This is a genomic window from Vibrio sp. RE86, assembly GCF_013114545.1.
Taxonomy (GTDB): domain Bacteria; phylum Pseudomonadota; class Gammaproteobacteria; order Enterobacterales; family Vibrionaceae; genus Vibrio.
This window is the reverse complement of the sequence record NZ_VTXI01000001.1, coordinates 147,382-159,126: the sequence shown is the minus strand read 5'-3', so window position 1 is coordinate 159,126 and position 11,745 is coordinate 147,382. Positions and strand designations below refer to the sequence as shown.

12 protein-coding genes are annotated in these 11,745 nt (G+C 45.4%); 2 read left to right on the top strand and 10 right to left on the bottom strand.

The genetic code is table 11. The features are described 5' to 3' along the window. Positions 1-47 precede the first annotated feature (47 nt). The 8 genes from F0231_RS00800 to F0231_RS00765 form a co-directional block, all read right to left on the bottom strand. Entirely contained in the window at positions 48-482 is a 435-nt protein-coding gene (locus F0231_RS00800) for a YccF domain-containing protein (RefSeq protein ID WP_171757815.1), read from the bottom strand. A 21-nt stretch (positions 483-503) separates the two neighbouring features. Then, complete coding sequence (locus F0231_RS00795; protein WP_171757814.1) at positions 504-797, bottom strand: antibiotic biosynthesis monooxygenase; 294 nt, start codon at positions 795-797, stop codon at positions 504-506. A gap of 35 nt (positions 798-832) precedes the next feature. After that, on the bottom strand, positions 833-1,561 hold the full coding sequence (locus F0231_RS00790; protein WP_171757813.1) for a sulfite exporter TauE/SafE family protein: 729 nt from the start codon (positions 1,559-1,561) through the stop codon (positions 833-835). A gap of 100 nt (positions 1,562-1,661) precedes the next feature. Next, positions 1,662-3,206, bottom strand: coding sequence for a cryptochrome/photolyase family protein (locus F0231_RS00785; RefSeq protein ID WP_171757812.1), 1,545 nt, complete (start codon positions 3,204-3,206; stop codon positions 1,662-1,664). A 9-nt stretch (positions 3,207-3,215) separates the two neighbouring features. Then, a complete protein-coding gene (locus F0231_RS00780) occupies positions 3,216-4,535 on the bottom strand; it encodes a DASH family cryptochrome (protein ID WP_171757811.1) in 1,320 nt (439 codons plus the stop codon). A gap of 75 nt (positions 4,536-4,610) precedes the next feature. Further along, the gene (locus F0231_RS00775) at positions 4,611-5,816 is read right to left on the bottom strand and encodes an MFS transporter (protein WP_171757810.1); all 1,206 of its coding nucleotides are present in this window, start codon (positions 5,814-5,816) and stop codon (positions 4,611-4,613) included. Between the two features lie 9 nt (positions 5,817-5,825). After that, a complete protein-coding gene (locus F0231_RS00770) occupies positions 5,826-6,005 on the bottom strand; it encodes a hypothetical protein (RefSeq protein WP_171757809.1) in 180 nt (59 codons plus the stop codon). An 80-nt stretch (positions 6,006-6,085) separates the two neighbouring features. Further along, a complete protein-coding gene (locus tag F0231_RS00765; RefSeq protein ID WP_171757808.1) occupies positions 6,086-6,508 on the bottom strand; it encodes a rhodanese-like domain-containing protein in 423 nt (140 codons plus the stop codon). Between the two features lie 132 nt (positions 6,509-6,640). Here F0231_RS00765 and F0231_RS00760 point away from each other — a divergent pair, with 132 nt between their 5' ends. Continuing rightward, the gene (locus tag F0231_RS00760) at positions 6,641-7,579 is read left to right on the top strand and encodes a helix-turn-helix domain-containing protein (protein WP_171757807.1); all 939 of its coding nucleotides are present in this window, start codon (positions 6,641-6,643) and stop codon (positions 7,577-7,579) included. Positions 7,580-7,630: 51 nt separating this feature from the next. On the opposite strand, the gene F0231_RS00755 is transcribed toward F0231_RS00760, so the two are convergent. Further along, positions 7,631-9,052 carry a hypothetical protein gene (locus F0231_RS00755; RefSeq protein ID WP_171757806.1) on the bottom strand — a complete coding sequence of 474 codons (1,422 nt, stop codon included), beginning with the start codon at positions 9,050-9,052 and terminating at the stop codon, positions 7,631-7,633. Positions 9,053-9,238: 186 nt separating this feature from the next. Next, a complete protein-coding gene (locus F0231_RS00750) occupies positions 9,239-9,937 on the bottom strand; it encodes a hypothetical protein (protein WP_171757805.1) in 699 nt (232 codons plus the stop codon). A gap of 270 nt (positions 9,938-10,207) precedes the next feature. Between F0231_RS00750 and norR the strand changes: the two genes are divergently transcribed. Continuing rightward, positions 10,208-11,737, top strand: coding sequence for a nitric oxide reductase transcriptional regulator NorR (norR, locus tag F0231_RS00745; RefSeq protein WP_171757804.1), 1,530 nt, complete (start codon positions 10,208-10,210; stop codon positions 11,735-11,737). Positions 11,738-11,745 lie beyond the last annotated feature (8 nt).

The following is an 11,745-nucleotide window of genomic DNA, read 5'->3' as shown; positions in this document are numbered from 1 at the left end:
TGAAAATAAAAAGACCCGCTCAATGTAGCGGGTCTTTTTTTTGGGGTCTATTTGATGTTTGAGTAGCGAGCCATGGCGGCTTGCTCTTTTGGCACCACGGTTTTTCCGATCGGTGCGAGTGAGATATAGGCAAGCTTCAAGTGCTGCAACGCAAATGGAATACCGATGATGGTAATAAAGCACGCCACCGCTGACATAATATGACCAATCGCTAGCCAAATGCCCGCAAGCAAGAACCAAACAACATTACCAATGGTACCGAGTGGGCTGGTACCAATATCCATCTCTTTTGTTAACTCATCTCGGCTAATCACTTCTTGGCCAAACGGGAAGAAAGAGAAATTACCGATAACGAAACACGCGCGTCCCCAAGGGATGCCAATAATACTGATGAAACAGATCAAACCAACCAGCCACCAAGCCAGTCCCATGATCACGCCACCACATAAAAACCAAATGATGTTACCAAGAATTCTAAGCACGTTGTTTCTCCTTTAGAAAATCTAACTGTAGATTGCCTCGTAATGCTCTACTGTCGGGAATGGGTCATAAAAATGGTGTAAAAGTGCCTTCCATTCCTGATATTCAGCAGACTGTCTAAAGCCTTGTTCGTGGTCTTCCAATGTTTCCCAATTCACCAACAAAATGTAGCGGCTTGGGTTCTCAATACAGCGTTGCAGCTGATGGGACACGTAGCCCTTCATACTTGAAATAATAGCCTGTGCCTTAGCAAAGCTCTGCTCAAACTCCGCTTCCAAATCAGGTTTCACATCTAAGATTGCGACTTCCAGTATCATGATTTTTCCTTAACGTAAGATGAATAAACCCAGTTTTATTGCAGTCCTTGCCAAACGGCCGTGGCGCCACTGACCGAACAAAGTAGCAGCGCCCCGATACGAATTTTCTCTTTCGGCAGTGATTGTGTGGTTAATCTGGCAAGTTTATAGCCGACCCAGGCAGCAGGGATAAGGGGAACAGTGATCCAAAGATGGTGGAGAGTTAAAAAGCCTGCTGGCATTTGAATGATCAAAGAGATGATCGAGCTGAATACAAAGAATGCTGACAGATTACCGCGCAGCTGGTTTGCCTCTTGATGTTGCAGTAATAACGCCATTGGTGGGCCACCAATCGCCGAACTTGTGCCGAAGAAGCCTGAGAAGAACCCTGCAACGCACATGCGTGATGGCGTAGGCTCAATACGAAATGGCATCAAACTGATCAACACAGCGAGCAGAACCAATGCGCCGAGCCAAAGTGCCAATAAGTCAGTCGATACCATGACAAGCAGCACACCACCAGCAACAGAGCCCGGCACACGGCCAATTAACGCCATTTTAAGCCCACCAATTTCGACGCTATCACGGTGTTTCATTGCATTTAATATTGAAATGAAAAGTGCCACCAAACAAATAGGAGCTGGCACGTAGTCAGGTGAGACTAAAAATAGCAGCGGCGCAGCGACAATCGCCAGACCGAAGCCGATCGCAGTCTGTACAAATGAACCGAGAAATATCAGGAAAGCAGCAATCAATGCCTCGGTAGTAACCCATTCAGCAAGCATATAAGTAAGAAATATAGGAACAAAGTCTGACCATGATAATCGAATTGCTCAATAAAGTGGCACACAATTATTGCTTGCTGAGCAGTTTAATTTACAAGTCTCATAATGAATCTATTTGAACTAAATACTGCTCTGCTTGCGCCAAAGTGCTGTCTTGCAACTCAATGTCCATCTTATCCCATGAACGGTAAATCATTCCTATACGAGGGTTTTGAGAAAGCCTCTCTCTATGTTTAACCATAAAACGCCAGTAGAGGCTGTTGAGTGGACAAGCCTTTTCTCCTACCTTCTCTTTCACGTTGTAATGGCAGCCTTTACAGTAATCGCTCATCTTATTGATGTATGACCCGCTTGCCGCATACGGTTTAGTCCCAACGATCCCACCATCAGCAAAAAGCGCCATGCCACGCGTGTTAGGCATTTCTACCCACTCTATCGCATCGACATAAATCCCCAAGTACCACTCATCAACCAATTTTGGGTCTACCTCACCGATCAGGCAAAAGTTACCCGTGACCATTAAACGCTGAATATGATGCGCATAACCAAACTCTAGGGATTGCTCGATGGCTTGGCTCAGACAGCGCATTTTCGTTTCGCCACTCCAAAAATAGTCGGGAAGTTTACGCTGCGCCGATAAGTGATTTTTGCTGGCGTAGTCTGGCATGTTTGCCCAGTAGACTGCGCGAATATACTCTCTCCACCCTAATACTTGCCTGATAAACCCTTCCACTTGGGAAATATCGATATGCTCGTTAGCCGCATAGGCAGACAACGCTGCATCTATCACTTCTAGCGGCCTCAACATTTTACTGTTGAGGGAGAATGAGAGTCGACTGTGATAAAGGCTCCACCGGCTTGGATGTTCTGCGGTCATGGCATCTTGGAAGCGACCAAACAATGGTAGGCAAACGTGGCAAAAGTGAGCGAGTAACGAGAGGCTTTGATTTCGGTTAGTCGGCCATAAAAGGTGGCTCTCAGCTTTGCCAATGGTATTGATACTATGTCGCTCTAAACGGTCCAAATGTGAACGAATGTCGGTGCTAAAAAGTAACGGCGTAGGTAACGCTTCAATGTCTTGCGGTTTGAGCTTATTACGGTTATTCGCATCGTAATTCCATTTACCACCCAAAGGTTTACCGTCATCCATCAAAATATTAAAACGCTTACGCATACGACGATAGAAGTGCTCCATCATGATGTGCTTGTTTGGGGCAAACTGCTGTGAAATTTCGTCAAACGGCAGTAGAAAATGCTCACTTTCAACTCGAACCACCTCACAACCCGTTAGCTCAATCTCGCCAAGTACATTAGCTAAGCGAAATTCGTCAGGCCTTTGATATTCAAATCGTACAGCTTGGCTTTGCGCAACTTGGTGAGCAACGAGATCGGACACGCCTTCAAAACGTTCGGTATCGTCGAGAGTGAGATAGATAACTTGATGGCCATCTTGCCTTAGCTCATTGGCGAAGTTTTCCATCGCCGCAAAGAACGCGCACACTTTTTGAATATGGTGCTTTGCGTAGCTGGCTTCTTGATGCATTTCTGCAATCAAATAGAGGACGGAATCATCAGTTTCAGCAAACCAGCTGTGGTTATGGTCAAGTTGATCACCCAAAATAAGACGCACAGTATCAAATTGCATTTTCGCTCCCTATTTACCGAATCGGTTGGTGAAAATCGGCCAATCAACCATGTCGACAGTATCGAGTGACTCACAGCAAGCCTCGCCATTCCATTGTTCAATAAATTCACCATGCGGGTCATAGATTTCCGTCTGCTTGGTTAAATTAAACTGTCTAGAACCGTTTGCATCCGCGCCGACGCCCGCAAGGTACTGCCAATTGCCCCAGTTTGAGCCCACATCATAATCAAGCAATTGTGTTTCGAAGTAAGCAGCGCCATACCGCCAATCGATACCAAGCTCATGAATCAAACAGCTGGCGACAAGCTGACGGCCTCGATTTGAAATATACCCTGTCTCTCGTAGCTGATTCATACAAGCATTGACGATCGGAAAGGCAGTTCTGCCCTCTTTCCACTGCTTAAATCGTTGAGGATAAAAAGTCGTTAGAGGCTTACTGTCATGAAGTCCGCTAAACACGAACAAACGGCATTTGTGTCTACGTCCGTACCAGTAAAAATACTCTCGCCATAGCAATTCAAAGTAGATCCAATACGTAGAATCATTTTGTCCGTTTTGCGCTTCATACTGTTTTAAGCTTGTGTAAATTCGCAGCGGACTTACACAACCAAGCGCGAGCCAAGGTGAAAACTTGGTCGAGTAAGTCAGTCCATCCAAACCATTGCGGGTAAGTTTGTAGCTTGAGGGTAAATCTGATGAAAAGTATCGTTCACAATGCGCTAGTCCCTCAGACTCCCCTCCGAGAAAATAGTCTTCAACGGAATCGTCAAAGACGTCTATTGCGGTTTTATTGTCTGAAGTTGCAAGTTGGGCTGAAGGCAAAAACAAAGGCGTGATTGCGGATTCTATTTTCTTTCTAAATTGCGTAAAAGTCTTAGGTAAATCATCTAGATCGAAGGGTAAGTCTTCTTCTTGGAACAAAGAGCTATTGCTAAGTTGCACCACTTTCAGATCCTTGAACTGAGACTTGATCGCTTCAACGATCGCCTGTTCCTCATGGCCTGCACTGTGGCTACAAAACAGATGGGTAGGCTCATTCTGTTCTATGACCGTCGAAATGGATGCTTTTAAAGAGCCCTCAAATGGCAACAGAGTGATCCCTTCTTCGCCCAATCGCGTCGCCAAATCCTCAACAGATTGCCTTATAAAACGTTGCTTAGCCGCCCCCAAGTGAGTCTCTTGCGAGAAGTGACCAAGGAAACGGGTCATTTCAGGATAGATATAGCAGCAGACCAATTCGTCAACGTGTTCAAGAGCCGACTCTAGTAATGCGTTGTCATGAATTCGCAGATCATTGGTAAACCAGTACAGCCCTTTCGTTTTAGTCAAAGTCTTTTCCTCATAACAAAAAAGCGGCCATTTCATTATGGCCGCTTTCTTGTACGAAGATTATTGATGATTAGATTACGCCGTCGCTAAACGCGTTACAGGCTTATCATTGATCGGTAGGTGGATCAGTGCAGCGGCAAACGCCAATACAACGGTAGACCACCAAATTGGATCATATGAACCATAGTAATCGTAGATACGACCGCCCGCCCATGCACCTAAGAAGCTACCGACTTGGTGAGTAAAGAACACCAATCCATACAAGGTAGATAGGTACTTCGCACCAAAGATCTGTCGAACTAATCCAGACGTTAATGGCACAGTACCAAGCCAACAGAAACCAATCGCACCGCCAAAGATCGCAGCTGTGTAATCCGTAACGGGCAAAGTCACGAAGGCTGCAATAACCACGGTTCTGACCAAGTACAGCGCCGACATCACATGACGCTTACTATATTTGTCACCCATAACACCCCAGAAGTAGGAGCCAAAAATATTGAAAATACCGACATAGGCCAGCGCCATCGCCGCTGTCTGAGCAGAGAGGTTTTTATCTGCTAAGTAGCTTGGCAAGTGGGTCGCAATAAACATTACATGGAAGCCACACACAAAGAAGCCAGCATGAATTAACCAATACCCTTTGTGAGCAAATGCCTCTTTTAACGCCTGCTTAAGCGTTTGATTGTCTTCTTGAGTCTGAGCTTTTTTCTCACTCGATTTTGGTGCGCGCATAAACAGCGCAAAAGCAATCATGGTTGAGCAAAGCACCGCGAATACATTTAATGCACCCTGCCAACCAAAATCAGACAACAAAGCTTGCGCACCTGGGATCATCGCAAACATACCGAAAGAGCCAGCTGCGGTCGTTAAGCCAAATGCTTTCGCTGCGTGTTCTGCAGGCACTACTTTGGCCACTGCACCAAGCACAATCACGTAACTGGTTGCGCTTAAACCTAGCCCGACAAGCATACCTAGTGACAAATAAAGCATGGTTGGTTCGACAGCAATAGAAGTTAAGTACAAGCCCAGTGCATAAGCAATCGCACCTGAAATTATGATCTTTTTCGCACCAAAGCGGTCCGCTGCCATACCAACAAACGGTTGGAACGCACCAAACAATAGGTTTTGCAGTGCGATAGCAAAACTAAAGAACTCTCGCCCCGTCGCAAAATGGTCAGAGATTGGCATCATAAAGATACCGAAAGACTGTCTGATCCCGAGACTGGTAATAAGAATGGCAATTCCTAGCCAAACCATAAGTGGAAATCGAAAAATGCTCATCGAATAACCTTAATGATGATGGTGGTGAGAATGGTCGTGTTCGCCGCTGGTTGTTTGGTGGCAACCGCTATCAATAGCCTGTTGCGCCAATAACTCCAACAAAGCGGGAGAGTGATGAACAACAACTAAAGAGAGCGCAAGTAACAGCGTCATTCTCGCTAGCTGAGCGAAAAGTGATTGAGAAAACATGATTCATAATCTCAGCAGGGTTTAAAATGAGCGCGAAGTGTAGAGATCCTCGCGCAATGACTCAAATGATATTTAATCAATTAGGCTATGCGTTTTGTGCATACATTATCCAATGGCTGCAATTGAAAACCTTCATCAATCCAACCTGTTACACCGCCAATCATTTTTTTCACCGGTCTTCCCAGTTTGGCCAAGCGAATAGCAGCCTTTTCTGTTCCATTACAATGCGGGCCTGCACAGTAAACAACGAACAGAGTGTCTCGCGGAAATTCTGCCAATCGCTTCTCGTTTAGGCGTGGGTGGGGAATGTTAATTGCACCAGCAATATGTCCTTGAGCAAAAAGCTCCTCTCCTCGAACATCAATCAAAACAAAATCTTGCAGGCCATTACTCAACGCATGGTGAACATCCCAACAATCCGTTTCAAATTTCAATAGACGCTCAAAATGCGCTAACGCTTCCTCACTCTCTGCGGCTGGTACTCTCGATACGGCACTACTCATGACTTTCTCCTTGTCGGCGTTTTTGTGAATTGAGCTTCATAGTGCCTATAAGCCACCAACACCAACATTGGCTTAAAAGACAATTATCGATAATAATAAGCCAATTAAAGTCCACCACGTTTTGGAGTAGAGATGATCAAGGTTGCTATTTTGGCCCATTCAAATGCCACCCTATTTGAAATGTCTTGCGCCATAGAACTGTTCGCTCTACCCAGACCAGAGTTTGACCCTTGGTATCAGACCGATGTCATTAATATGGAAGAGTGCGATATTCAGGCCACAGGTCAAATCACCATTCGTACCCAATATCAGCCTTCCCTCTCCGAATACGACACCTTGATCATCCCTGGTTGGCCTACCGGTGATGGTCCGATTCCAGAGATCATCAAACAACAAGTGCTGCAGTTTTCTCAGGACGGCAAGCGAATATTGACCCTTTGTTCGGGTGCATTTTTACTCGGAAAGCTAGGACTTTTGGATGGAAAGAAAGCAACGACGCACTGGATGTATGAAGAAGCATTCAAAGCTCAGTTCCCGAATGCACTCTATCAAGAAGATACCTTATACACCTTTGATGGTCAGATTGGTTGTTCAGCAGGCAGTGCGTCGGCACTTGATTTAGGGCTTGCAGTGATTCGGCAAGATTTTGGATACGAGATCGCCAATCAAGTGGCCAAGCGCCTTGTGGTCTCTTCTCATCGAAGTGGTGGGCAAGCGCAGTTTGTCGATACGCCAATCTTAGAAGTACCCAATCAGTTTTCAGCCGCTATGGATTGGGCCAACAGCAATATTACCTCAGCAATTACTGTCGACTTGTTTGCCAGCAAAGCGAATATGTCGCGCAGAACCTTTGATCGAAAGTTTCGTTCTAGTCTTAACATGTCACCAAAAGAGTGGCTGATTCAACAACGGATCGAACGGGCAAAATCGTTGCTTGAGACTGAAACCATCTCCGTTGAGCAATTGGCGAATCTTGCGGGGTTTGATAATGCAGTCACATTACGACACCACTTTCGACGTTTAGTCGGTGTATCGCCGAATCATTACCGCCAGCAGTTTAAAGTGGATTAGGTTTAATACAAAAAAAGCCACTCCGAAGAGTGGCAATAATAGGGTTTCAGTTTAGTTGATTCGCGATTGAACCTGGCTACGAACCTTATCAAAGCGAGGCTGTTTAGCAATAGACTTGATGGTCTCTTTCGCTTGTTCGTTAGCAGTAACACCTACTAACTCGCGTGCGTTACCCGTTGTGTCCGTTTCGACAATAACCATTCCACCTTGGTTACCAGTCACCACAGTTAAATTTGTGCGCCCATTTTCAGAGTCGCTATCATGTTTAACGTTGCCTACTGACACACCATCACGATAGATTTCGTAAGAACCATTTGTACGCTCATCCACTTCCCAATCAGGGGTATCATGAATTGGGTTTGAAGGCACAGGGTTCGCCGGTTCACCACCAGCTGGAACTAAACCATGCTTTGGTGTCCAGTTGTATACGTCACCATTGGCACGAACAATTTGTCCCGACTTATTCTTTTCATTGAAGCCTTTGTAGTTAATGGTTGCGCCATTATCTAAAGAAATCGTAATCTGGTTGTTCTTATGACCATGGTACTCAGCCGTGCCCACTTTGTTACCATTAACATATACATCGCCATGTCTGTCTACACGACCTAGCTGATTGCCGTCTGCATCTCTGAACACAATGATGCCACTGTCTTGCATATCAACGAACACTTTCACATTGCCTGTCCCTTCACCCTCGAAGATTGGGTTTTCAGGGTCAATTGGTAGCGGTAGCGAAGGAACACCTTCTACTGGACGGTCTGGCGTGCCTGCGATAACAATGCCACCTTGCTGAGTCCAAATCACATCAAAAGAAGAACCGTCCTGTCTTGTCACCGTCATCTCGGCGCCGTTCTTAATACGATTCGTCACAAGAACTTCCGCACCATTGAGTTCTATCTTGTAAATTTTACCATCTGGGCGTGTATGTACTTGGCCGACTGGCTCGTAGCTATTCACATCGAAGATCACTCCACCGTGTACTGCAAAGGCTAACTGGCCATCTTTAGTGATGTACGTCGTATCTTGAACCTCTACCATTCCCCATTTTACATTTGGGTTGTCAATGTCGACTGGAAGCGGTAGTGAAGGTAAGCCTTCAGTTTCAATCGGATTAACTGGAGCTTCATGAGGTAAATGGTCTGGGCTACCGTGTATTGGAAGCTCAGGAGCTACACTGTTGTCAGAACTAGAAGAAGTGCTAAGTAACCCAGCAACCAGAGCCGCCGACGCAGCGCCAACTGCCGCCCATGTGCCATCAGACTGTTTCTCATAAACCACATCATCAATCACGGCTACGTCGCTGCTTTGAGCATTAAGTTGTGCTAGTACCGATGCATCAATTTGTGTCATCTGGGTTTCAATTAACTGATCGGTGTATGAGTTAGCAAGTTCACGGTCAACCTGCACTGGAGCCGCAAAAGCCGTAAGTGAGAAAGTAGCAGTAACAGTTAAAGCGATAAGGGTCTTTTTCATAATTTACTCTATGTTTCAAAGTTAACAATTGCGTCCGTGCTTGGATGAGTAAATATTAATCACGCTGGTCGAGTAAAAATAATGAACGTTAGGTATTAGTGTGATAACCAAATGGAATGACCAACCATCAGGCACAAAAAAGTCCCAATTAAGGGACTTAAAACGTGTTTTTATCGACTGTAGTGACTAAAAATTAAAAGTAAGACCAAACTCAACGTAATTCTCAAAATCTTCACTCATTGTGTAAGTGATTGATGGACGTAAATATTTGGTATTCAGATACAAAACAGCTTCATGATAGATGATGTTGGTTCGCTCACTTAATGGCAGTCGTTCACCCAACACAGAGAGCTCGTTTTTAGCTAACCCTACCTCTTGGTTGAATTTATACATTAAATCAACGTATTGATGAGCACTCCACATCGCACCAACACTGTAGTCAATGGTTTCTGAAGGTTTGTAAACCATATCTAGAGGATTGCCATTACAGGCGTCAAACCACTGACAAACGGGGTCATCAACGTCCAATCTATAGTTGTAATTAATATCCCCAATCGCTAACCATTTGTCCGTTATCGCTTTTACTGCAAATATTCCCGTCGAATATTTGTTATCTGAAACCGACAGTGTGTTCTCTGTATAATAATCTTCCCCTGACCAAAACGAATAACCCACACCCGCTTCCCAGCTTGATTCAGTATCAATATCACCAAAAACTCTTAGGTTATCGTTAATATCGTAATTTGCATCAAGCGTATAGACGGTTTCCCCATCCACACTAGATAAACTAACACCAAATATATCCGTATATTTTTCAATAGTTTCAGTAATGTCCGCGAGCGCAGGGAAACAAAATAGAGAGGCGATTAGAACGGATTTTTTCATGGGGCACTTAATTCGTTTCAGCTTTCCATTTCAAAGGGTTGAGCCGTTCTACCATGTAGGCTAATGAAAGAACCCACATGCTAACAGCTACCTGATTGAGCAAGATAATGAATCCCTCGTATAAGCGTGATAACCAAATGGAATGAGTAAATGGCTCTTCTTCCTCGATTGACCCACATCAATGGTACGGCGTTTATATCCGTTAGTACGATGTGAAAATGACAACCGCTTGTTAGGATGCTGTCACACTTCTTTGCCTGAGTATCTTCAATGCACCAAAACACGAATAAAGTGCTGCTCGACATCGCGCTAAACCTGAGTTCAAACCTCACCAGCGAAAAGCAGTACCAACATTTGATTGATGGTATCGATCAGGTTTTCCCTTGTGATGCCAGTGCGCTGTTCATTCTTGATGAAAATGGCTTTCTTACTCCCGTCGCCGTGAAAGGGCTGAGCAGTAGCGTACTTGGACGACGCTTCTTCCCTAAAGCTCATCCTCGCCTTGAAGTCATAATGCAGAGCAAAGAACCGGTTCGATTTGATGCAAACTGTGAACTGCCTGATCCTTTTAGTGGCATTTTGCTGAGTGAGGAAGCAGAGCTCGATGTGCATGATTGCCTCGGGTGCAGCCTATACGTCGAGGGACAATTGGTGGGGGTGTTAACCTTAGATTCGCTAACCGTTGGCGCGTTTGACGCCATTGACCCAATTACCATTGAAACTTTCGCCGCACTTGCCGCCGCTACCTTGCGTAATATTGGTCAAATCAAAGCCCTAAAAGCACAGAACAAGAAGCAAAAACACGTCACTGAGACGTTAATCCAGCAAGCACGCTCTAAAGAAGGTGAGATGGTTGGCGTCAGCCCTCAAATCCACCAGCTGCGTAACAACATCGCCACGGTGGCTCAATCTGATTACGCCGTGCTCATTACAGGTGAAACCGGTGTGGGTAAAGAACTGGTCGCTCATAGCGTTCATGCCCAATCTCACCGCAGTGATAAACCCATGATTTACGTTAACTGCGCCGCTTTACCAGAAGGGTTAGCGGAGAGTGAGCTGTTTGGCCATGTCAAAGGGGCCTTTACCGGCGCTAATAGCTCTCGAGCAGGTAAATTTGAACTCGCCGATGGCGGAACGATTTTCCTAGACGAACTGGGCGAACTTCCGCTGTTACTGCAAGCCAAGCTGCTAAGGGTGATTCAGCAAGGTGAGCTGCAACGCGTCGGTAGTGATAAACACCTACTGGTCAACGTGCGCATCATTGCTGCCACCAACCGCAACCTTGAACACGAGGTTGAACAAGGGCAGTTTCGAGCAGACCTTTACCATCGCTTGAACGTCTTTCCTATCGCCGTTCCCCCACTTCGAAAACGCGAGGGGGATATTCCCGTACTTGCGGGCTATCTACTTGAAAAAGTGCGTAATCAGTTCAATATTCCAAACTTGCACTTACATCCTAAAGCCCTAAACCGACTAGAGACACAAAGCTGGCCCGGTAATGTACGTGAGCTTGAACATACGCTAACTAGATCTGCGCTGAGAGCTATCCAAGAGCAGAAACACATCATCAATTTGCATCACTTCGAACTGAACAATCACAGTATCAGTGTAAAAAGTACATCAAAATACTTTCCGCAACACAGTGTTGGCATGCGAGCGCTTGTCGAAGAATATCAAAAGGCGCTCATTAACCATGCTCTTGATAAATCGGATAGAACTTGGGCAAAAGCCGCTGATTTTCTACAGATGGATCGGGGCAATCTATACCGCATGGGTAAAAAGTTCGATATCAACCTCTAACTGGGCGC